This is a genomic window from Nocardioides dongkuii (assembly GCF_014127485.1).
GTDB lineage: Bacteria > Actinomycetota > Actinomycetes > Propionibacteriales > Nocardioidaceae > Nocardioides > Nocardioides dongkuii.
The window spans coordinates 1780161-1801978 of sequence record NZ_CP059903.1 but is presented as its reverse complement, the minus strand read 5'-3'; the positions used below and the strand labels follow the sequence as shown (position 1 = coordinate 1801978).

At 73.4% G+C, this 21818-nt stretch carries 21 protein-coding genes; 8 read left to right on the top strand and 13 right to left on the bottom strand.

Translation table 11 applies throughout. The features are described from left to right. Positions 1-1443 (bottom strand): glycine hydroxymethyltransferase, encoded by a 1443-nt coding sequence (locus tag H4O22_RS08730; protein ID WP_182526607.1) that lies wholly within the window; start codon positions 1441-1443, stop codon positions 1-3. A gap of 360 nt (positions 1444-1803) precedes the next feature. Here H4O22_RS08730 and H4O22_RS08725 point away from each other — a divergent pair, with 360 nt between their 5' ends. The 4 genes from H4O22_RS08725 (at position 1804) to H4O22_RS08710 (ending at position 5279) form a co-directional block, all read left to right on the top strand. Beyond that, positions 1804-3525, top strand: coding sequence for a nitrite/sulfite reductase (locus tag H4O22_RS08725; RefSeq protein ID WP_182526606.1), 1722 nt, complete (start codon positions 1804-1806; stop codon positions 3523-3525). Further along, entirely contained in the window at positions 3522-3716 is a 195-nt protein-coding gene (locus H4O22_RS08720; protein WP_182526605.1) for an eL43 family ribosomal protein, read from the top strand. The genes H4O22_RS08725 and H4O22_RS08720 overlap by 4 nt, the downstream gene beginning before the upstream one ends. Further along, positions 3713-4459, top strand: a complete 747-nt coding sequence (locus H4O22_RS08715; RefSeq protein WP_182526604.1) for a phosphoadenylyl-sulfate reductase — start codon at positions 3713-3715, stop codon at positions 4457-4459. Before H4O22_RS08720 ends, H4O22_RS08715 begins: the two co-directional genes overlap by 4 nt. 76 nt (positions 4460-4535) lie before the next feature. Further along, positions 4536-5279, top strand: coding sequence for a sirohydrochlorin chelatase (locus tag H4O22_RS08710; protein ID WP_182526603.1), 744 nt, complete (start codon positions 4536-4538; stop codon positions 5277-5279). Positions 5280-5413: 134 nt separating this feature from the next. Here H4O22_RS08710 and H4O22_RS08705 read toward each other — a convergent pair whose 3' ends face one another. After that, positions 5414-5794, bottom strand: coding sequence for a DUF3037 domain-containing protein (locus H4O22_RS08705; RefSeq protein ID WP_182526602.1), 381 nt, complete (start codon positions 5792-5794; stop codon positions 5414-5416). Continuing rightward, the gene (locus H4O22_RS08700) at positions 5794-6567 is read right to left on the bottom strand and encodes a HipA family kinase (RefSeq protein WP_182526601.1); all 774 of its coding nucleotides are present in this window, start codon (positions 6565-6567) and stop codon (positions 5794-5796) included. The genes H4O22_RS08705 and H4O22_RS08700 overlap by 1 nt, the downstream gene beginning before the upstream one ends. Before the next feature lie 114 nt (positions 6568-6681). Here H4O22_RS08700 and H4O22_RS08695 point away from each other — a divergent pair, with 114 nt between their 5' ends. Further along, positions 6682-7356 (top strand): hypothetical protein, encoded by a 675-nt coding sequence (locus tag H4O22_RS08695; RefSeq protein WP_182526600.1) that lies wholly within the window; start codon positions 6682-6684, stop codon positions 7354-7356. A gap of 34 nt (positions 7357-7390) precedes the next feature. On the opposite strand, the gene H4O22_RS08690 is transcribed toward H4O22_RS08695, so the two are convergent. The 9 genes from H4O22_RS08690 to H4O22_RS08650 all read right to left on the bottom strand — a co-directional run bounded on the left by H4O22_RS08690 (position 7391) and on the right by H4O22_RS08650 (position 14627). Further along, a complete protein-coding gene (locus H4O22_RS08690; RefSeq protein WP_182526599.1) occupies positions 7391-8257 on the bottom strand; it encodes a PPK2 family polyphosphate kinase in 867 nt (288 codons plus the stop codon). Beyond that, positions 8257-8751 carry a phosphoribosyltransferase gene (locus H4O22_RS08685; RefSeq protein WP_182526598.1) on the bottom strand — a complete coding sequence of 165 codons (495 nt, stop codon included), beginning with the start codon at positions 8749-8751 and terminating at the stop codon, positions 8257-8259. The genes H4O22_RS08690 and H4O22_RS08685 overlap by 1 nt, the downstream gene beginning before the upstream one ends. Before the next feature lie 26 nt (positions 8752-8777). Next, on the bottom strand, positions 8778-9425 hold the full coding sequence (locus tag H4O22_RS08680; protein WP_244963166.1) for a regulatory protein RecX: 648 nt from the start codon (positions 9423-9425) through the stop codon (positions 8778-8780). A 10-nt stretch (positions 9426-9435) separates the two neighbouring features. After that, a complete protein-coding gene (recA, locus tag H4O22_RS08675; RefSeq protein WP_182526596.1) occupies positions 9436-10488 on the bottom strand; it encodes a recombinase RecA in 1053 nt (350 codons plus the stop codon). A gap of 196 nt (positions 10489-10684) precedes the next feature. Beyond that, on the bottom strand, positions 10685-10879 hold the full coding sequence (locus H4O22_RS08670; RefSeq protein WP_182526595.1) for a DUF3046 domain-containing protein: 195 nt from the start codon (positions 10877-10879) through the stop codon (positions 10685-10687). Between the two features lie 28 nt (positions 10880-10907). Then, positions 10908-11987, bottom strand: coding sequence for a methyltransferase domain-containing protein (locus tag H4O22_RS08665; protein WP_182526594.1), 1080 nt, complete (start codon positions 11985-11987; stop codon positions 10908-10910). Between the two features lie 95 nt (positions 11988-12082). Beyond that, entirely contained in the window at positions 12083-12871 is a 789-nt protein-coding gene (locus tag H4O22_RS08660) for an ABC transporter permease (RefSeq protein ID WP_244963165.1), read from the bottom strand. Next, on the bottom strand, positions 12868-13659 hold the full coding sequence (locus H4O22_RS08655) for an ABC transporter permease (RefSeq protein ID WP_182526593.1): 792 nt from the start codon (positions 13657-13659) through the stop codon (positions 12868-12870). Before H4O22_RS08655 ends, H4O22_RS08660 begins: the two co-directional genes overlap by 4 nt. Further along, entirely contained in the window at positions 13659-14627 is a 969-nt protein-coding gene (locus tag H4O22_RS08650; protein WP_342356060.1) for an ABC transporter ATP-binding protein, read from the bottom strand. Before H4O22_RS08650 ends, H4O22_RS08655 begins: the two co-directional genes overlap by 1 nt. Before the next feature lie 89 nt (positions 14628-14716). Here H4O22_RS08650 and H4O22_RS08645 point away from each other — a divergent pair, with 89 nt between their 5' ends. Then, entirely contained in the window at positions 14717-15802 is a 1086-nt protein-coding gene (locus H4O22_RS08645; RefSeq protein ID WP_182526592.1) for a hypothetical protein, read from the top strand. A 7-nt stretch (positions 15803-15809) separates the two neighbouring features. On the opposite strand, the gene H4O22_RS08640 is transcribed toward H4O22_RS08645, so the two are convergent. Further along, positions 15810-16385 (bottom strand): AAA family ATPase, encoded by a 576-nt coding sequence (locus H4O22_RS08640; RefSeq protein ID WP_182526591.1) that lies wholly within the window; start codon positions 16383-16385, stop codon positions 15810-15812. 71 nt (positions 16386-16456) lie between these two features. Between H4O22_RS08640 and H4O22_RS08635 the strand changes: the two genes are divergently transcribed. Further along, positions 16457-21004, top strand: coding sequence for an ATP-dependent helicase (locus H4O22_RS08635; RefSeq protein ID WP_182526590.1), 4548 nt, complete (start codon positions 16457-16459; stop codon positions 21002-21004). 4 nt (positions 21005-21008) lie between these two features. Continuing rightward, entirely contained in the window at positions 21009-21815 is an 807-nt protein-coding gene (locus H4O22_RS08630; protein ID WP_182526589.1) for a DNA-formamidopyrimidine glycosylase family protein, read from the top strand. Positions 21816-21818: the final 3 nt, after the last annotated feature.

Below are 21818 nucleotides of genomic sequence, written 5' to 3'. Positions count from 1 at the left end.
TCAGGCCAGGTCGAGACCCGGGTAGAGCGGGTGCCGCTCGAGCATCTCGGCGGAGGCGTCCTTGACCTTGGCCGCGACCCCGTCGCCCAGCACGTAGGACGCCTTCGACGGGCCGCCCGCCTTGGTCGTGCCCGGCTGGGCGTTCTGCAGGACGTGCACGATCAGCTCGGCGACCCGGTCGAACTCGTCGTGGCCGAAGCCGCGGGTGGTCAGCGCGGGGGTGCCCAGGCGGATGCCGGAGGTGTACCAGGCGCCGTTCGGGTCGGCCGGCACCGAGTTGCGGTTGGTGACGATGCCGGCGTCGAGCAGCGCGGTCTCGGCCTGCCGGCCGGTGAGGCCGTAGGAGGAGACGTCGAGCAGCACCAGGTGGTTGTCGGTGCCGCCGGTGACCAGGTCCGCGCCGCGGGTCAGGAAGCCCTCGGCGAGCGACTTGGCGTTGTCGGCGACCTGCTGGGCGTAGGTCCGGAACCCCGGCTGGCGGGCCTCGGCCAGCGCGACGGCCTTGGCGGCCATCACGTGCGAGAGCGGGCCGCCGAGCACCATCGGGCAGCCGCGGTCGACGCTGGGGGCGTACTCCTCGGTCGCCAGCACCATGCCGCCGCGGGGGCCGCGGAGCGACTTGTGCGTGGTCGTGGTGACGACGTGGGCGTGCGGCACCGGGTCCTCGTCGCCGGTGAACACCTTGCCGGCGACCAGCCCGGCGAAGTGCGCCATGTCGACCATCAGCGTCGCGCCGACCTCGTCGGCGATCTCGCGCATCGTCGCGAAGTTCACCCGGCGGGGGTACGCCGAGTAGCCCGCGACCAGGATCAGCGGCTTGAACTCGCGCGCCTTGGCCGCGAGCAGGTCGTAGTCGAGCAGCCCGGTCTCGGGGTCGGTGCCGTACTGCTGCTGGTGGAACATCTTGCCGCTGATGTTCGGGCGGAACCCGTGGGTCAGGTGGCCCCCGGCGTCCAGGCTCATGCCGAGCAGCCGCTGGTTGCCGAGCTCCTTGCGCAGCGCCTCCCAGTCCTCCTCGGTCAGCTCGTTGACGTTCTTGCGCCCGGCCTTCTCCAGCCAGGGCCCCTCGATCCGGTGCGCCAGGATCGACCAGAAGGCGACCAGGTTGGCGTCGATGCCGGAGTGCGGCTGCGCGTAGGCGTACTCGGCACCGAACAGCTCGCGGGCGTGCTCGGCGGCGAGGGACTCCACGGTGTCGACGTTCTGGCAGCCGGCGTAGAAGCGGTGGCCGACGGTGCCCTCGGCGTACTTGTCGCTGAACCAGGTGCCCATGGTGAGCAGGACGGCCGGCGAGGCGTAGTTCTCGCTCGCGATCAGCTTGAGCGAGCCGCGCTGGTCGGCGAGCTCCTGACGGGTCGCCTCCGCGACCCGGGGCTCCACCGAGGCGATGACCTCGAGTGCTTGGGAGTAGGCGCTGCTGGTGAGGGCGTCGAGGTCGCTCATGCCCCTCAGCCTACGGCGCTCCGACCGCTGCCAGCCCCGCCGGCGTCCGCCTACCCGACCGGCGCCGAGTGTGACGTGGACCGCACCGGACCCGGATCCCAGGCGTGTCCCGGGCCACTCGTCTCAACCCATGGACATGTGTCTCATAATTCGGATGGGACCCTTGTAGGCGGGCGGTCCAGGCAATGAGACTCCTTGACATGGTCTCCGCTGTCACGCACGCGCACCTCGTGGTCCGCCGCCACGTGGACCTCGGGCGCACCGGCAGCATGATGTGTTGGTCCCGCTGAGCTAGGCCCTCTGCCCCGCCCCGCCCGCGCACCTCTCGCGCGGCACCCTCAGCGAAGGACGCACTCCCTCATGCCCGACCTCCGGTTCAAGCCCCAGCCCGCCACCAGCGCGGAGATCCCCCGCCCCAAGAAGGGCGAGGGCCAGTGGGGCCTCGGCTACACCGAGCCGCTGAACAAGAACGAGCAGGCCAAGAAGGACGACGACCCGCTCAACGTGCAGGCCCGGATCCGGAACATCTACTCCCGGCGCGGCTTCGACTCCATCGACCCCGCCGACCTGCGCGGCCGGTTCCGCTGGATGGGTCTCTACACCCAGCGCGCCCCCGGCTTCGACGGCGGCAAGACCGCCACGGTCGCGGAGGAGGAGCTCGACGACCGCTACTTCATGATGCGGGTCCGCTCCGACGGCAAGCTGCTCGACGCCACCACGCTGCGCGCGCTCGGCACCGTCGGCCGTGACTTCGCCCGCGACACCGCCGACGTCACCGACCGGCAGAACATCCAGTACCACTGGATCCGCATCGAGGACGTCCCCGCAATCTGGGACGTCCTGGAGTCCGCCGGCCTGAGCACCCTCGAGGCGTGCGGCGACTCCCCGCGGCCGTTCCTCGGCTCCCCCGTCGCCGGCGTCGCCAAGGACGAGATCATCGACGGCACTCCTGCGCTCGACGAGATCTTCCGCCGCTTCATCGGCAACCCGGAGTTCTCCAACCTGCCGCGCAAGTTCAAGACCGCGGTCACCGGCCACCCCAGCCACGACGTCTCCCCCGAGACCAACGACATCGCCTTCGTCGGCACCGTCCACCCCGAGCACGGCCCCGGCTTCGACCTGTGGGTCGGCGGCGGCCTCTCCACCAACCCGATGCTCGCCAAGCCGATGGGCGTGTGGATCCCGCTCGACGAGGTGGCCGACGCCTGGGCCGGCGTCGCCGGCATCTTCCGCGACTACGGCTACCGCCGCCTGCGCTCGCGCGCCCGGCTGAAGTACCTCGTCGCGGACTGGGGCATCGAGAAGTTCCGCGAGGTGCTCGAGAAGGAGTACCTCGGCCGCGAGCTCGTCTCCTGCCCGTCCCCGCCGGTCCCCGTCGCCCACCGCGACCACATCGGCGTCCACGAGCAGAAGGACGGGAAGTTCTACCTCGGCATCGCGCCGACCGCGGGACGCATCTCCGGCACCCTGCTGCTCCAGCTCGCCGACCTGGTCGAGGAGTACGGCGCGGCCGGCGCGCGGTTCACGGCGTACCAGAAGATCGTGGTGCTCGGCGTGGACGCCGACCGGGTCGAGGAGCTCGTCGCCCGGCTGGACGCGATCGGGCTCTCCGCCCGCCCCTCGAACTGGCGGCGCAACACGATGGCCTGCACCGGCATCGAGTTCTGCAAGCTCGCGATCGTCGACACCAAGGAGCGCGCCCGCGCCCTGGTCTCCGAGCTCGAGCGCCGCTTCCCCGACCTCGACGTCCCGATCTCGGTCAACGTCAACGGCTGCCCCAACGCCTGCGCCCGCACCCAGGTGGGCGACATCGGGCTCAAGGGCCAGCTGGTGATGGCCGACGGCGAGCAGGTCGAGGGCTTCCAGGTGCACCTGGGCGGCGCCACCGGCCTGGGCGCGAACTTCGGCCGCAAGCTGCGCGCGCACAAGGTGACCAGCGCGGGCCTCGACGACTACGTCACCGCGGTGGTCACGGCGTTCCTCGCCGACCGCACCGAGGGCGAGTCGTTCGTGGAGTGGGTCCAGCGCGCCGACGAGGACCTGCTGCGCGGCGAGCGCCAGCTGGCGGCCGTGGTCTCATGAGCGAGCGCGCCGTGCCGTACCACTGCCCGTTCTGCGGGGAGGAGGACCTGCGCCCGCACGAGGTCGTCTCGGAGACCGGCGAGGTCAGCTCCCCCCACGGGACCTGGGAGTGCCGCGGCTGCCTGCGCGCCTTCTCCCTCCGGATGCTCGGCCTGACCCGGCCGGACGCGAGCAGGAGGAGCACGCCGTGAGCGCCGCGACCACGACGGTGGCCCGCAACAACCGCGGCGCCCGCACCGAGGGCCGCACGCCCGAGGAGCTGCGCGAGATCGTCTCCCACTGGGGCGCCGAGCTGGAGCTGGCGCCCGCCGAGGTGATCGTGGAGTGGGCCGCGGCGACCTTCGGGGAGCGGTTCTGCGTGACCTCCTCGATGGGCGACGCCGCGCTCGCGCACCTCGCGTCGAAGGTCGTGCCCGGCATCGACGTGGTCTTCCTCGACACCGGCTACCACTTCGTCGAGACCATCGGCACCCGCGACGCGGTGCAGGCCACGATGGACGTCACCCTGCTCACGATCACGCCCGTGCAGAGCGTCGCCGAGCAGGACGCGACGTACGGCCCGGACCTGTTCCGCACCGACCCCGACCTGTGCTGCCAGCTGCGCAAGGTGCAGCCGCTGGCCACGTCGCTCGACGGCTACGACGCCTGGGCGACCGGGCTGCGCCGCGCCGAGACCCACAACCGGGTCATCGCCCCGGTCATCGGCTGGGACGCCAAGAAGCGCAAGGTCAAGGTCTCGCCCCTCGCGCGCTGGTCCGACGAGCAGATGGAGCGCTACATCGTCGAGAACGGCGTGCTGGTCAACCCGCTCGCCTACGACGGCTACCCCTCGATCGGCTGCGCGCCCTGCACCCGCCGCGTCGCGCCCGGCGAGGACGCACGCTCGGGTCGCTGGGCCGGCACCGGCAAGACCGAGTGCGGGATCCACTCATGACCGCCCGCCGTACCCCCGTTCCTGCGGACAGCGCCGTCCGCCGTACCCCTGCACGAAGTCTGAGGAGGCTGTCCTGATGGCTGCTCCCGCCCTGGTTGCCCTGGCGCACGGAAGCCGCGACCCGCGGTCTGCCCGCACGATCACCGCGCTCGTCGACGAGGTCCGCGCGATGCGCCCGGACCTGCGGATCGAGCCCGCGTTCCTCGAGCTGTCGAAGCCGGCGTTCCAGACGGTCGTCGACCGGCTGGTGCGCGCCGGCCACGACGAGATCGTGGTCGTGCCGCTGCTGCTCTCCGAGGCCTACCACGCCAAGGTCGACGTGCCCTCCGCCGTGGCCGCCGCGGCCGCGAAGCACCCGGGCGTGCAGGTGCGCGCGACCGCGGTGCTCGGGCTCGAGCCGTGCTTCCTCGAGGTGCTCGACGTCCGGCTGCGCGAGGCGCTGCGGGAGTCCCGGGTGCGCGAGCTCGACGCGCTCGTGCTCGCCGCCGCCGGCTCCAGCGACCCGCTCGCCAACCAGGCGGTCGCCCGGTTGGCCCGGGTCTGGGGCGCACGCCACAAGCTGCCCGTGACCGCGGCGTTCGCCTCGAGCTCGCCGCCCGCCACCGGCGAGGCGGTGCGCGCCTTCCGCGCCGAGGGCCGCCGCCACATCGCGGTCGCGTCGCTCTTCCTCGCGCCCGGGTTCCTCCCGGACCGCGCCGCCGAGCTCGCCCTGGAGGCCGGCGCCGTCGCCGTCTCCGAGCCGCTCGGCGCGCACCCCGAGGTCGCCCGCACCATCCTGGCCCGGTACGCCGTCGGCGCAGTCGAGCTCGTCCCCGTCTGACCCGCTTTCCTCGCCGAGTCGGCGCTTGTGTTCGGGTTTCCCACAGGTTGGTCTGTGGAGAGAGCGGACACAAGCGCCGAGTCGGCGCACATGTGCGCCGACTCGGCGGGGTTCTGCGCAGTACCGGGGGGCGGTCAGCCGACGAGGTGGGCGCGGAGGCGGGTGAGCTCGGTGGCGGGGTCGGCGGTGAGGCCGCCGTGGACGGGGCCGGGCTGCAGGACGGTGCTCTTGGGCGCCTTGAGGAAGCCGAAGCGCTGACCGATCGGGTGGCCGGCGGCGGCGCCGCCGCGCGGGTCGGCCGCGCACACGCCCTCGACGAAGCGCAGCGCGTCGCAGACCTGGTCGAGGTCGAGCCCCGGGTCCAGCGCGCGGAGGCGGTCCCGGTCGACGTCCCAGGAGACACCGAGGAAGTCGGTGGCCTGGCAGTAGAGCACCACGCCGACGTTGAGGAACTCCTCGCGGTCCACGCGCGGCACGCAGCGGAGCACGACGTACTGGTAGGCGAGGGTGCTCATCACGCCGCCCCCGGGAGCCACTGGCGGGTCGCCAGCCGCGCGGTGAGGAAGTCGACGTACGCCGCCCGCACGGCGTCCGGCGTCTCGGCGCCGGGGACCGGTCCCAGCCACGCGTCCGGGACCAGGGACAGCACCTCGGGGAGGTCGTCCGCGGAGAGCCGCTCCCGCACGTCGGCGTCGGCGGCGGCCAGGCCCCCGGCGTACCGCTCGAGGACGTGGTCGCCCAGGTCCCACGGCTGCGCCGCGAACCGCTCGGCCGCGCCGTCCTTGGCCAGCGAGCCGCCGGGCCAGCCGTGGTGGAAGTACAGCGACGCCCCGTGGTCGATCACCCACAGCTCGCCGTGCCAGACCAGCAGGTTGGGGTTGCGCCAGGAGCGGTCGACGTTCGCGCAGAACGCGTCGAGCCACAGCACCCGCGCGGCTTCCTCGGGGCCGGTCGGCACGTCGCCGTCGTACCCGAAGGACCCGGGGAGGAAGTCGACGCCGAGGTTGAGCCCGACGCTCGCCACCAGCAGGTCCTGCACCTCCTCATCGGCCTCGTAGCGGGCGATCTCGGGGCCGAGGTCGAGCGCGACGAGCCGCGGGGTGCGCAGCCCGATCCGGCGCGCCAGGTCCGCCACGATCGTCTCCGCGACGAGCACCCGGACGCCCTGGCCGGCGCCGCGGAACTTGCACACGTAGGTGCCCAGGTCCGCGGCCTCGACAATGCCCGGGAGGCTGCCGCCCTCGCGCAGCGGGGTGACGTAGCGCGTCACGGGCACGGTCGGGATCACGCGATGACCCTAACCGGATGAGGATCGGCGTTTAACCGATACCCGGCGGGGTAGTTCTCCGCCTGCGGCTCGGGACGCCGTCCACTCCCACCCTCGAGAACAGGAACCATCGCCGTGCGCGTACGACGCCTTCTGGCCGCCGTCATCTCCACCGCCCTGGTCGCCCCCATGGCGTCCCTCGTGGCGACCTCCGCCTCGCCCGCCTCGGCGGCCACCGCCACCCGCATCGTGTCGGCCTACGCGGAGCGGCCGTTCATCTACTCCGTCAGCTCCCCGCTGGAGTTCGGTGACTCCCTGTCCGCCGGGATCAACGTGGTCGACCCCGCGGGCAACCAGGTCTTCGACGGGTCGCTCACCCTCCAGCGCCAGCTCGCCGGCCAGTCCTCCTGGACGACGGTCGCCACCTCCAGCACCGCCTACATGTACGAGTCCGTCAAGGCCGCGGGCAACGCCACCTACCGCGTCCTCTACAGCGGCGACGCGACCTACGCCGCCTCGTCCGCCGCCATCGCCGTCAAGGTGCAGCGCAAGATCGAGATCGGCGGCCTCACCGGCCGCAAGGCCGGCTTCAAGGGCAAGGTGAAGCCGAAGGACAAGACCAAGATCACCGTGCTCAAGAAGCAGGGCAAGAAGTACAAGAAGTTCAAGGCGCTCAAGTCCAACAAGAAGGGCCGCTTCAGCATGGTGCTGCCGGCGCCCCGGAACGGCCGGTTCCACTGGAAGATCGTGTTCAAGGGCTCGCGCAAGTTCGCGAGCTCCACGATCAAGGGCTCGACCTACCGGCTCTGAGCCGCCGACCTCGACCGACCGCTGACCGGACGGGTCAGGCCGCGGGCTTTTCGCCCGTGAGCCTGGCCCGTTCGTGCGTCACGCCGTAGTCGACCTCGGGCCACTGGGGGTCGAGCCCGCGAAGCGTCTCGAGCAGCAGCCGGCCGATCGCCAGGTTGCGGTACCACTTGCGGTCGCTCGGGACGACGTGCCAGGGCGCCTCCTCGGTGTGGGTGCGCTCCAACGCCACCTCGTACGCCGTCTGGTAGTCGCTCCAGCGGGCCCGCTCGTCGACGTCGCCGGGGTTGTACTTCCACTGCTTGGTGGGGTCGTCGAGCCGGGCCAGGAGCCGCTCCTTCTGCTTCTCCGGCGAGATGTGCAGCATGCACTTGACCACCGTCGTGCCCTGCTCCACGAGCCGGCGCTCGAAGTCGACGATCGCGCCGTAGCGGCGCTCGATCTCCTCGGGCGGCGCCAGCGACCGGACCCGGGCGATCAGCACGTCCTCGTAGTGGGACCGGTCGAAGACACCGAGGTAGCCGGCGTCGGGGAGGGCGCGCTCGATGCGCCAGAGGAAGTCCTGGGCGGCCTCCTCCTCGGTCGGCGCCTTGAAGGAGGTGATCCGCACGCCCTGGGGATCGACGAGGCCCACGGCGTGCCGCAGCACCCCGCCCTTGCCGGCGGTGTCCATGCCCTGCAGGACCAGCAGGACCCGCCGCTTCGCGCCGGTCCGGCCCTCGGCCCAGAGCCGCTCCTGGAGGTCGGCGAGCTCGCCGCCGAGCGCGGCGAGCGCCGCCTTGCCGGCCTTCTTGCCGTGCGAGAACCCCGGTGTCGCGTCGGTGGCCAGCGCCGCGAGGTCGACCGGCCCCCCGGGAAGCCGCAGGGCGCCGCCCGTGCTGGTGTCCGTGCTGGTCGCGGTCATCAGTGGGCCTGCCCGCCGCGTCGGTCGACCAGGGGCGGCTGCACGGACCAGGGGAACTCGATCCAGAGGTCGGTGCGGCGCCAGACGTAGTCGGCGTGCACGACCGTCCGGGGCTTCTCGTAGATGACCGCGGAGCGTGCCTCGGCCACGTGGTCGGCGCAGAAGTCCTGGACGATCTCGAGCGTCCGGCCGGAGTCGGCGACGTCGTCGGCGATCAGGACCCGCAACCCGGCGAGGTCCACCGCCGACGGGGTCGGCGGCAGCATGATCGGGACCTCGAGCCGCTCGTCGACGCCGGTGTAGAACTCGACGTTGATCGCCGAGAGGTTCTTGACGTCCAGGGCGTAGCCGAGCCCCATGCCGAGCCCCAGGCCACCGCGGGCGATCGAGAGCACCATGTCCGGCTCGTACCCGGAGTCCACCACCTGCTGGGCCAGGTCGCGCACGGCGACCCCGAACTGCTCGTACGTCAGCGTCTCGCGCTCGTCGGTCACCCCTGCATGGTGACCCACGACGACGCTCAGTACTCCTCGACCCCGTCGCGGCCGGCCTGTGCCAGCTCGTCCCTGACGACCGCGAACGCCAGCCCGGAGCCGTAGCCCTTGCGGGCGAGCATGCCGACCAGCCGGCGGGTGGCGACCACGTCGTCGACGCGGCTCAGGGAGCGCAGCTTCTTGCGGACCAGGGCGCGGGCCGCCTCCTCCTCCTCGGCCGGGTCGATCTCGTCGAGGGCCTCGCGGGCGACCTCGTCGTCGACGCCCTTGCGCCGCAGCTCCTGGGCGAGCGCGCGCCGGGCGAGCCGCTTGGAGCTGCCCGGCCCCGAGCCGCGGCCGGCCACCCACGCCCGCGCGAACGCCTCGTCGTCGACCAGGCCGACCTCCTCGAACCGGTCGAGGAGGCGGGTCGCCAGCTCCGGCGGGACGTTCTTGGACGCGAGCTTGTCGCTCAGCTCGCGCCGGCTCCGCGCCCGGCCGGTGAGCTGGTCGAGCAGGATCGTGCGGGCCACCGACTCGGGGTCGGCGTCCGGCCCCTGCGCGGCCCGGTCGGGCGGTGGCGGAGCGTCCGGGGCGGGCGCCGCCGGGGCGGGCCCGGACGCACGTCGCGTCCAGGCATCCACCCCGGCGGTGACGTCGCCGGCCCAGGACGGGGCGGGACGGTCCTCGCGCACGGGGTCCGGCTCAGAAGTCGTCGACACCGATCGGGTCGCCCGGCAGCTCCGCCGCGACCTCCTTGTCGACCTGCGGGCCCACGCCGAGCTTCTCGAGGATCTTCTTCTCGAGCTCGTCGGCGAGGTCGGGGTTGTCGCGGAGGAACTTGCGGGAGTTCTCCTTGCCCTGGCCGAGCTGGTCGCCGTCGTAGGTGTACCAGGCGCCGGCCTTGCGGACGATGCCCGCCTCGACGCCGACGTCGATGAGCCCGCCCTCGCGGCTGATGCCCTGGCCGTACATGATGTCGAACTCGGCCTGCTTGAACGGCGGCGCGACCTTGTTCTTGACGACCTTGACGCGGGTGCGGTTGCCGACCATGTCGGTGCCGTCCTTGAGCGTCTCGATGCGGCGCACGTCGAGGCGGACCGAGGAGTAGAACTTCAGCGCCCGGCCACCGGTCGTGGTCTCCGGCGAGCCGAACATCACGCCGATCTTCTCGCGCAGCTGGTTGATGAAGATCGCGGTGGTCTGGGAGTTGTTCAGCGCACCGGTCATCTTGCGCAGCGCCTGGCTCATCAGCCGGGCCTGCAGGCCGACGTGGCTGTCGCCCATCTCGCCCTCGATCTCGGCGCGGGGCACGAGCGCCGCCACGGAGTCGATGACGATGAGCGCCAGCGCACCCGAGCGGACCAGCATGTCGGCGATCTCGAGCGCCTGCTCACCGGAGTCGGGCTGGGAGACCAGCAGGGCGTCGGTGTCGACGCCGAGGGCCGCCGCGTAGTCGGGGTCGAGCGCGTGCTCGGCGTCGATGAACGCGACGATGCCACCGGCCCGCTGGGCGTTGGCCACCGCGTGCAGGGCGACGGTCGTCTTTCCGGAGGACTCCGGGCCGTAGACCTCGACCACTCGGCCGCGCGGCAGGCCGCCCAGGCCGAGGGCGACGTCGAGGGCGATCGAGCCCGTGGGGATCACCTCGAGCGGGGCCCGGGTCTCGTCACCGAGCCGCATGACCGACCCCTTGCCGAACTGCTTCTCGATGTTGAGCAGCGCTGCGTCGAGCGCCTTGTCGCGGTCTCCAGCCATGGCCGGGCCTTCTCTCTGTCGTCGGGTGTCAGGTACCTCGGCGACGTTAGGGCGACCCACCGACAGCGCCTGCTCAGCGCTGCCGAGAGCTGTGGATGAAGCCGCCCCGCGTCGTACCTGTGGACCCAGCCTAGCCCGAACACGTGTTCGATGGCGGACCCGACGCGTGGGCGTGTCGCGCCCCCTCGGGAGGGGCTCAGCGGTCCTGCGGCGGGAGCTCGAGGACCGCCCAGACCACGGCCCACACCTCCTTGGGAGGTACGCCGGCGTCCAGCGCCTCCTGCGCGGTCCGCCCGCCCAGCTCGCTCATCACCAGCCGCTCCGCCCAGGTCCGGGAGTACGCCGGCCCGAGCGCCGCGTCCAGCCGCGACCAGAACTCCGTGTGCCTCACGCCGCCGAGGGTACGTCCCGTGGTCGCGTCAGCGACGCCGGGCCAGCACCTGGTGCCAGGTCTCGCCGCGCTGCCCCTCGCGCTCCTCCTGCGCAGCGACCTCCCAGCCCGCGCCGGCGACCACGGCCGCCAGGGCGTCCGCGCGCCAGGAGGTGAACCGGCGCGGCGCGGGCACCGACCCGTGGGTCGACCAGCCCTCGCCGTCGCCCTGCTTGACCGAGAGGTGCAGCGCTCCCCCGGGCCGGGTCGCCGCGGCGAGCCGGGCGAGGACGACGGGCAGGTCGGCGCGCGCGACGTGCAGCAGCGAGGCGCTCGCCCGCACCCCGTCGTACGGCGTGCCGGGGCGCCGCGGGTCGTCCAGGTCGTCGACCAGCGGGTCGAGCACGTCGGCGTCGTGGCCGTCGGCGCACAGCAGCTCGACGAGGCCCGGCGCGACGTCGGTACGGCGCACCGCGAGCCCGAGCGCCTCCAGCGCGGCCGCGTCCCGGCCGGCCCCGCTGCCGATCTCGAGCACCCGGCCGCCCGCCCCCACCATCGCCGCGAAACGCTCCCGCAGCGGACCGAGCACGTCGTCCACCGCGGCCGCCGCGGCCCGCACGTCGTGGGCGTGGTGGACGACGTCGTGCAGGTGGTAGCGGCCGAGGGTCTCGACCGTGAAGACGCTGCCGTCGCTGCGCCTCCCCCGCCGCCCCCAGGCGTCGCCCGGCACCGCGTCGTACGCCGCGGCCACGGTGTCGGCGGCCGTCATCAGCTCGCGGGCGACCGTCGCGGGGTGCTGGAGCTGGTAGCGCCCGTCGAGCGCCGCCTCGTCCTGGTCCCAGCTCCCGAACACCGGGTCGTCCTGCGCCAGCATCAGCGCGACCCGCTCCCCGAAGACCCCGTGCACGTCGCGGACGTGGCAGCCGTACTCCAGCACCGACCACACCCCCGGCGCAGGCCGCACCGCCGCGTCGGGCGCGGCGAGCAGCGCCGGCCAGCCCGCGGCGTCGCGCCGCAGCCGGGCGCCGAGCGTGGTCCGGTCGAGCGTGCCGGCGTCGTACCCGCACGCGGGGCACGGGCGCTCCAGGACCCAGGTCCAGTCCTTGGTGTCGGGCTCGATCGCGCTCATGAGGCGATCCTGGCCGAGCCCGGCGGTGCCGGCCACGCGGCCGGCTGCCAACCTCCCCCGACATCGCGCCAGCGGTGCCGGCGACCCGGGAGCGCTCAGGTCAGCAGCAGCGCGTCCAGGCGCCGGCGCACGACGTACAGCCCGGCCAGGCCCATCAGCACCAGGTAGACGACCGACACGGCCGAGGACCACGACAGCGCCCCGGTGGTGAGCTCGCGGCACAGCACCACGCCGCGGTAGAGCGGGGTGCACTCCACCACCCACCGCAGCCACCCGTCGAAGGCGGTGATCGGGAAGAAGGTCGCGGAGAACAGGAACAGCGGCACCTGCACCAGGGTGACCTTGTCGAAGTCCTGCCAGGACGTCATGTACGTCGTGAGCGCCATGCACACGGCGCTGAAGGCGAACCCGATGAGCAGCGCCGCGGGCAGCGCGAGCACCGCCCACCACGAGTCGATCAGCCCCAGCGCCAGCATCACCAGCAGGAACGCCGCGGAGTACGACCCGCCACGCAGCTGGCCCCAGACGATCTCCGCGCGCGCGACGTCGCCGGTCGTGAGCGGGGTCGCCAGGATCTGGTCGTAGAGCTTGATGAACTTCAGCTTGAAGAAGACGTTGAACGTCGAGTCGAGCAGCGCCCCGTTGAACGCGGACGCCGCGAGCATCGCCGGCGCGACGAACTCGGCGTACGGGATCGTCTCGCCGTTGAACTCGAAGGTCTCGATGAGCTGGCCGACGCCGAGGCCGATCGAGAACAGGTAGAGCACCGGCTCGAGGAAGCCGGTCAGGAAGAGCTTCCAGGAGTCGCGGTAGACGAGGTAGTTGCGCAGCACGAGCAGGCGCAGGGCCTGCGTCGAGGTCAGCGGCGAGTGCGCGGTGCTCACCAGACCAGCCGTTTCCGCAGGCCGGTGAGCGCCCAGGCCCAGCCGACGACGAGCAGCACGACCAGCACCAGCACGTTGACGCCGGCGACCCACCAGGTGACGTGGTCCAGGCAGAACATCCGGGACAGGTTGACGCCGTGCCAGAGCGGGGTGATCCGGGCCGCCCAGGCGCCGACCTCCCCGAGGTTGTCGACCGGGAAGAACGCCCCCGAGAAGAGGAACAGCGGGAACACCCCGAGCCGGAACAGCACGCCGAACGCCTCCTCGTTGTGGAGGCGGGCGGTGAACCCGTAGACCCAGACCGCGAAGACCATGCCGGTGAGCACCTGCGCCCCGAACGCCAGGAACGGCCCCCACCAGGACTCGAAGACGCCGAACGGCGCGAGCACCAGCATGTAGACCCCGCACGTGGTGATCAGCCGGAAGGCCACGAACCCCAGCGTCGAGGCGACCAGGTGCTGGACCTGCAGCGGCGTGGCCAGCATCGAGTCGTAGACCCGCTGCCACTTGATCAGCCCCATCACCGGGTACGTCGTCTCCCCCACCGCGGTCTGCATGGCGTGGGCGGCGACCAGCCCGGGCACCACGAACGCGAGGTACGACGGGGCGCCCTCGAGCGTGTCGGGGTCGGCGTCGACGAAGCCGCCGAGCAGCACGCCCATCGCCACGACGTACAGCAGCGGGGAGAGGAACGAGGAGACGACCGAGGAGCGCCAGGTGCGGCGGTAGACCGTCCACCAGTAGTCGACCTGGCGGCTGAGCCCGTCGCGGAGCGCGAGGTCGGCCATCAGTCGACCAGGGTGCGGCCGGTGAGCCGCAGGAAGACGTCCTCGAGGGAGGAGCGGCGGACCAGGACCGCGATCGGGGTCAGGCCGCGCTCGTGGACCTTGGCGACGACCTCCTCGCCGTCCTCGCTGTAGACCAGCAGCCGGTCGGGCAGCACCTCCACCCGCTCGCCGAGGTCGGCGACCTTCTCCGCGATCGTGTCGTGGCTCGCGCCCTCCTCGGCGAGGCCGAACCGGAGCTCGGCGACCTCCCGGGTCGAGTGCGCCCGGATCAGCTCCAGCGGGGAGCCCTCCGCGACGATCAGCCCCTTGTCCATGACCACGAGCCGGTCGCAGAGCTGCTCGGCCTCGTCCATGTAGTGCGTGGTGAGCACCAGGGTCACCCCGGCCTGCTTGAGCCGGAACAGCCGGTCCCAGAGCACGTGCCGGGCCTGGGGGTCCAGGCCGGTGGTCGGCTCGTCGAGCAGCAGCAGCTCGGGACGGTTGACCAGGCTGCGCGCGATCGTCAGGCGGCGCTTCATGCCGCCGGAGAGGTCGTCGACCTTGGCGCGCGCCTTCTCGGTGAGCTGGACGAACTCCAGCAGCTCGTCGACCCGGTCGTTGACCTCCGCCTTCGGGATCCCGAAGTAGCGGCCGTAGATGTAGAGGTTGTCGCGGACGTTCAGCTCGACGTCGAGGGTGTCCTCCTGCGGGCAGACGCCCAGCCGGCCGCGGATCGCGGGCCCCTCGGTGGCGGGGTCCATCCCGAGGATCCGCAGCTCGCCGTCGCTGACCGGCGAGACCGCCGCGATCATCCGCATCGTCGAGGACTTGCCGGCGCCGTTGGGCCCGAGGAACCCGAACGCCTCGCCCCGGCGTACGTCGAGGTCGATGCCCCGCACCGCCTCGAACGTCTCGCCGGCCTTGCCGAAGGACTTGCGGAGGCCGCGAGCCCGGATCATGGAGTCCGGGTCGACCGAGGTGTCGGGCACGGAAGCACCCTATGCGCGCACCCGCCGGAATCGCCGCGCATGCGCGCCGAGGGGTTTGGATCCGGTACCGGAGCGACACGATGGCCCTCATGCGCCGTACCGCGATCGCCGCCCTCGTCCTGTCCACCGCCTGTCCGGTCACCGGGTGCAGCCTGCTCTCCGACTCCTCCTCCGACTCCTCCCCCTCCTCGCCCTCCGCGGACCTGGAGGAGGCGCTGGACGTCGTCCCGGACACCGCCACCTCGGTCACGTACGTCGGCCGGGCCGCCGCCGCCGAGCGGCTGGAGATCGACGACGTCGAGACCGGCGCCGACGAGGAGGACGTCGACCGCTACCTGGAGGGGCTCCGGGAGTCGATGGCCGCCACGACCACGTTGACCGACTACCTCCCCCAGATGCAGGAGGCGGCGTTCAGCGATCTCGACCTCGAGTGGGAGGTCAGCGCCCAGGGCGACGACGGGATGTGGGTCGTCTGGAGGATCGACGACGACGTCGACCTCGACGAGGTCGCCGACGACATGGTGGCGGCCGGCTACGAGGAGACCGAGGAGGACGGCGGTCGGCACCTGCGCAGCAGCCTCGGCGCGGCGAGCTCGGACGGGCGGCGCTACCCGGTCGAGGTCATGATGAGCCCGGTGCTGGTGCCCGACGAGCACCTGATCATCGTCAGCCCGGACCCCGAGGCCGTGCTGGAGGTGATCACCGACGACGGGGACTCCGTCCTGGACGCCGAGGACCTCGACGAGGTGGTGGACGCGGCCGACGACGCGGAGTTCGCGCACCTGCGGCGCGACATCGACTGCGGCGCCGTCTACGAGGACGGGCCGCTGAGCCCCGAGGAGACCGAGCAGCTGAACGCGGCCTCCGGGCTCGAGGACCTGGGCCGGCCGGACGCCACCGGGTTCTTCGTCCACGGTGACGACGCGGGGACCACCACGACGGTGCTCGCCTTCGCCGACGACGACGCTGCGAAGGCCGACGCGACGGCGCGCGAGGCCTGGTTGGAGGGCGAGCCCCTGCTCGCGAGCGGCGGTCCGTTCACCCAGGACGCGACGTGGGACGTGGAGACCGACGGGCCGCTGGTGCGCATCGACCACGACTACGGGACCGGCGACGCCTCCACCGCCTCCAGCCTCGCCTTCGACGGCGACGGCTTCGCCCTCTGTGCCCCGTGACCGCCGGTCAGGAGCGGGGCAGGTCGAGGCGGCGGATCACCTCCTCGGCGGTGTCCGCGGCGGAGCCATGCGTGGTGTCGAGCCGGAGGTGGGGGTGCTCGAGCGGGAACGGCACGTCCGGCCCGGTCGAGAGGCGGTAGCGCTGCCCCCACTCGACGAGGTGGTCGCGCGCCCAGGCCACGTCGCGCTTCGACGGCTTCGCGGCCAGGCGCACCGGGGTGCCCTCGCGGGCCAGCCGCGTGGCCTCGTCGGCGTAAAGCTCGACGAAGTCGACGCGACCGCCCGCGGCCAGGACCGGCTCGACGAACCCCTCGAGGTACGCCGTGTCCTCGGCGACGTCGAGCGCCCAGGCGTAGGTGAACACCAGGCCCGGCAGGCCGGCCGCGAGCGCCTCCTCGACCACCCGGCGCCGGAACTCCTCGTTCAGCGTCCGGAAGGGCGGTGCGCCGTACTCGAAGACCTCGAGCAGGGGCTCGATCGTCGCGTGGTTGTGCAGGAGCCGGTACGGCGTGCGGGCGGCGAGCTCACGGCCGACGGCGAGCTTGCCGACGGCCTGCGGGCCGAAGAGGAGGACGAGGTGCACCGGGACAGGGTCCCAGCGACGGCGGCGGTCGGGCCAACCGGATTGTCGGTGCCGTAGGCAAGACTGGCGGCATGCCCGACCCGCTCGCCCGGTTCAGCGCGCCGACCCGCACCTGGTTCGCCGCTGCCTTCGCGGCCCCCACGCCGGCGCAGGCGGGGGCCTGGGAGGCGATCGGCGCGGGCCGGCACGCGCTGGTGGTCGCGCCGACCGGCTCCGGCAAGACGCTCAGTGCGTTCCTGTGGAGCCTCGACCGGCTGCTCACCGAGCCGGTGCCCGAGGACCGCACGAAGCGCTGCCGGGTCCTCTACGTCTCTCCGCTGAAGGCGCTCGCGGTCGACGTCGAGCGCAACCTCCGCGCCCCGCTCACCGGCATCCGGCACACCGCCGACCGGCTCGGCGACCCGGTGCCCGAGGTGCGCGTCGGCGTCCGCTCGGGAGACACCCCGGCCGCCGACCGGCGCAAGCTGGTGACCTCCCCACCCGACATCATGATCACGACGCCGGAGTCGCTGTTCCTGATGCTCACCTCGCAGGCGCGCGAGTCGCTGCGCGGGGTCGAGACGGTGATCGTCGACGAGGTGCACGCCGTGGCCGGCGGCAAGCGCGGCGCCCACCTCGCGCTCACCCTCGAGCGCCTCGACGCGCTGCTGGAGCGGCCGGTCCAGCGGATCGGGCTGTCCGCGACGGTGCGCCCGTTGGAAGAGGTCGCGCGGTTCCTCGGCGGCTCCGCCCCCGTCGACATCGTCGCGCCGCCCTCGGAGAAGCGGTGGGACCTCGAGGTCGTCGTCCCCGTCGAGGACATGACCGCGCCGGAGGAGTACGACGACGACGCGGAGGGCGACGGCGACCCCACCCGGTCCCAGTCGATCTGGCCGCACGTCGAGGAGCGGGTCGTCGACCTGATCGAGCAGCACCGCTCCACGATCGTGTTCGCCAACTCCCGCCGGCTCGCCGAGCGGCTCACGGCGCGGCTCAACGAGATCGCCACCCAGCGCGCGGGCGGCGAGCTCGAGAAGGGCGCCGTGCCCGCCGAGGTGATGGCGCAGTCCGGGCAGTCCGAGGGCGCCGAGCAGGTGATCGCCAAGGCCCACCACGGCTCGGTCTCCAAGGAGCAGCGCGCGCTGATCGAGGACGACCTCAAGCGCGGCCGGCTGCCCGCGGTGGTCGCCACCAGCAGCCTCGAGCTCGGCATCGACATGGGCGCGGTCGACCTCGTGGTGCAAATCGAGTCACCGCCGAGCGTCGCCAGCGCCCTCCAGCGCGTCGGGCGCGCCGGCCACCAGGTGGGCGAGGTCTCGCGCGGGGTGCTGTTCCCCAAGCACCGCGGCGACCTGGCCCAGACCGCGGTCGCGGTCGAGCGCATGCGCTCCGGCGACATCGAGTCGCTCCGGGTGCCCACCAACCCCCTCGACGTGCTCGCCCAGCAGGTCGTGGCCGCGACGGCGCTCGACGCGTGGCAGGTCGACGAGCTGTACGAGCTCGTGAAGCGGTCCGCGCCGTTCACCCAGCTGCCGCGCTCGGCGTACGACGCGACGCTCGACCTGCTCAGCGGCCGCTACCCCTCCGACGAGTTCGCCGAGCTGCGGCCGCGGATCGTCTGGGACCGCGTCACCGGCGTGCTCACCGGCCGTCCGGGCGCCCAGCGGCTGGCGGTGACCTCCGGCGGCACCATCCCCGACCGCGGGCTGTTCGGCGTCTTCCTGGTCGGCGAGGGCACCGGCCGGCGGGTCGGCGAGCTCGACGAGGAGATGGTCTACGAGTCCCGGGTCGGCGACATCTTCGCGCTCGGCGCCACCAGCTGGCGGATCGAGGACATCACCCACGACCGGGTCCTGGTCACCCCGGCGCCGGGCATCCCGGGCCGGCTGCCGTTCTGGAAGGGCGACTCGCTCGGCAGGCCCGCCGAGCTGGGCGCCGCGATCGGCGCCTTCACCCGCGAGCTGTCCGCGATGCCGCGGGCGAAGGCCGAGGCGCGCGCCCGGGAGGGCGGCCTCGACGCGTACGCCGCGGGCAACCTGCTCGCCTACCTGCACGAGCAGCTCGAGGCCACCAACGTGCTGCCCACCGACACCACAGTGCTGGTCGAGCGGTTCCGCGACGAGCTGGGCGACTGGCGCCTGGTGGTGCACTCCCCCTACGGCACGCCGGTGCACGCGCCCTGGGCGCTGGCGATCAACGCGCGGCTGCGCGAGCGGTACGGCGTCGACGGTCAGGCGATGGCCTCCGACGACGGCATCGTCATCCGGATCCCCGACAGCGACGCGGAGGCCCCCGGCGGCGAGGTCCTGGTCTTCGAGCCCGAGGAGATCGAGCACCTGGTCACCCAGGAGGTCGGCGGCTCGGCGCTGTTCGCCGCGCGGTTCCGCGAGTGCGCGGCCCGGGCCCTGCTGCTCCCCCGGCGCGACCCCGGCCGGCGCTCGCCGCTGTGGCAGCAGCGGCAGCGGTCCGCGGCGCTGCTCGAGGTGGCGTCGCGCTACCCGTCGTTCCCGATCGTGCTCGAGGCGGTCCGCGAGTGCCTCCAGGACGTCTACGACCTGCCGTCCCTGGTCGGCCTGATGCGCCGGGTGGACCGCCGCGAGGTGCAGGTCGTCGACGTCTCGACCCACGCGCCCTCGCCGTTCGCGCGGACCCTGCTCTTCGGCTACGTCGCGCAGTTCATGTACGAGGGCGACTCCCCCATCGCCGAGCGGCGCGCGGCCGCGCTGTCGCTCGACCAGGGCCTCCTGGCCGAGCTGCTGGGGCGGGCGGAGCTGCGCGAGCTGCTCGACCCCGACGTGCTCGCCGAGGTCGAGGCCGAGCTCCAGCGGCTCGCGCCGGACCGGCGGGCCCGCGACGTCGAGGGGCTCGTCGACACGCTGCGGCTGCTCGGCCCGCTCACCGCCGAGGAGGCGGCGCTCCGCTGCGTCGAGGGCGCCCCCGCCGGCGCGTGGCTCCGCACCCTCGCCGAGTCCCGTCGCGCCGTCGAGGTGCGGATGGGCGGCGAGGAGCGCTGGGCGGTCATCGAGGACGTCGGCCGGCTGCGCGACGGGCTGGGCGTCCCCGTCCCGCCCGGCACGCCCGACGCGTTCACCGACCCCGTCGAGGACCCGCTCGGCGACCTGGTCGCCCGGTTCGCCCGCACCCACGGCCCGTTCACCACCGAGCAGGTGGCGACCCGGCTCGGTCTCGGCGCCGCGGTCGTGCGCCACACCCTGCAGCGGCTCGCGGCCCAGGGTCGGGTGCTCGACGGCGAGTTCCGTCCCTCCGGCTCGGGCTCGGAGTGGTGCGACGCCGAGGTGCTGCGCAAGCTCCGCCGCCGCTCGCTGGCCCGGCTGCGCAAGGAGGTCGAGCCCGTCGAGCCGGAGGCGCTCGGCCGGTTCCTGGCCGCGTGGCAGCACGTCTCCGTCTCCTCGGGGCCCACCAGCGGCCGGGGTCCGCGCGGCGTCGACGGGGTGCTCACCGTGGTCGACCAGCTCGCCGGGTGCCCGGTGCCGGCCTCGGCGCTGGAGCCGCTGGTGCTGGCCGCGCGCGTCCGCGACTACGAGTCGTCGTACCTCGACGAGCTCACCGCCTCCGGCGAGGTCGTCTGGGCCGGGCACGCCGCCCTGCCCGGCTCCGACGGCTGGGTCAGCCTGCACCTGGCCGACCAGGCGCCGCTGACCCTCCCCGAGCCCCAGCCCTTCGAGCACGCCGAGCTCGCCCAGCAGGTGCTCGACGCCCTCGCCCCCGGCGGCGCCTGGTTCTTCCGCCAGCTCGCCGACTCCGTGGGCAGCAGCGACGACCAGGCGCTGTCCGCCGCGCTGTGGTCGCTCGTCTGGGCGGGCCGGGTCAGCAACGACACGCTCACCCCGCTCCGCGCGCTCACCCGGTCCGGCGGCGCGAGCCACCGCACCCGCCGCCAGCCGGCGCGGCCGCGGATGTCCTCCACGACCGGTCGCGGCCGGATGCCGGCGCGCTCCGGTCCCCCCCAGACCGCCGGTCGCTGGGCGCTGCTCCCCGAGATCGACGCCGACCCCACCCGCCGGGCGCACGCCACCGCCGAGCACCTCCTCGACCGCCATGGCGTGGTGATCCGCGGCGCGGTGATGAGCGAGCGGGTGCCGGGCGGCTTCGCCGCGGCGTACAAGGTGCTGTCGGCGTTCGAGGACTCCGGACGCTGCCGCCGGGGGTACTTCGTCAGCGGGCTGGGCGCCGCCCAGTTCGGCACCGCCGGCGCGATCGACCGGCTGCGCACCTTCTCCGAGGTCGCCACCGACGCCAAGCCGTCCGCGGTCGCGCTGGCCGCCACCGACCCCGCCAACCCCTACGGCGCCGCGCTGCCCTGGCCCGAGGCGGGCGAGGGCGGGCACCGGCCCGGGCGCAAGGCCGGCGCCCTGGTGGTGCTGGTCGACGGCCGGCTGACCCTGTACGTCGAGCGCGGCGGCCGCACCCTCCTCACCTGGTCCGAGGAGCCCGACGACCTCGACCCCGCCGCCGCGGCCCTCGCCGAGTCGGCGCGACGCGGGGCGCTCGGCCGGCTCACGGTCGAGAAGGCCGACGGCACCCAGCTGCTCGGGTCCGGCGGGACGCCGCTGCGCCAGGCGCTCCAGGCGGCGGGATTCATCGTGACGCCCAAGGGCCTGCAGCTGGGGCGGAGCTGACCGCGTGCCCGAGGGCGACACCGTCTACCGCGCCGGCCGGCTGCTCGACCGCGCCCTGTCCGGGAAGGTGCTGACCGGCTCGGACTTCCGGGTGCCCCAGCACGCGACCGCCGACCTCTCCGGCGCCACCGTGGTCGGCACGGTGAGCCGCGGCAAGCACCTGCTGACCCGGGTCGCCGGTCCCGGCGACGGCGAGCGCTGGACGCTGCACACCCACCTGAAGATGGAGGGCGCGTGGCGGGTGCACGCCCCCCACGAGCGGTGGCGGCGGCCGGCGCACCAGGCACGCGTCGTGCTGCGCACCGACGACGCGGTCGCGGTCGGCTTCTCCCTCGGCATCGTCGAGCTGATCCCCACCGACGCCGAGGGCGAGGTGGTCGGCCACCTCGGCCCCGACCTGCTTGGTCCCGACTGGGACGAGTCGGAGGCGCTGCGCCGGCTGGCCGAGGCCCCCGAGCGGCCGATCGGCGAGGCGCTGCTCGACCAGACGCGGCTGGCCGGCGTGGGCAACATGTACATGGCCGAGCTCTGCTTCGTCGCCGGCGTCCACCCCGCGACGCCGGTCGCCGGCGTACCCGACCTGACCCGGCTGGTCCGCCGCGCCAAGCAGATGCTCGAGGTCAACAAGCAGCGTGCCGCGCAGAGCACCACCGGCGACCTGCGCGAGCGGGAGCGGATGTGGGTCTTCCGCCGCGACCGCTCACCGTGCCGGCGCTGCCGCACCCCGATCGCCGTCGACATGATCGGCCCGGCGGACCGCCGGCGCGCGGCGTACTGGTGCCCGTCGTGCCAGCCGGCACCCGCGGGCTGAGCG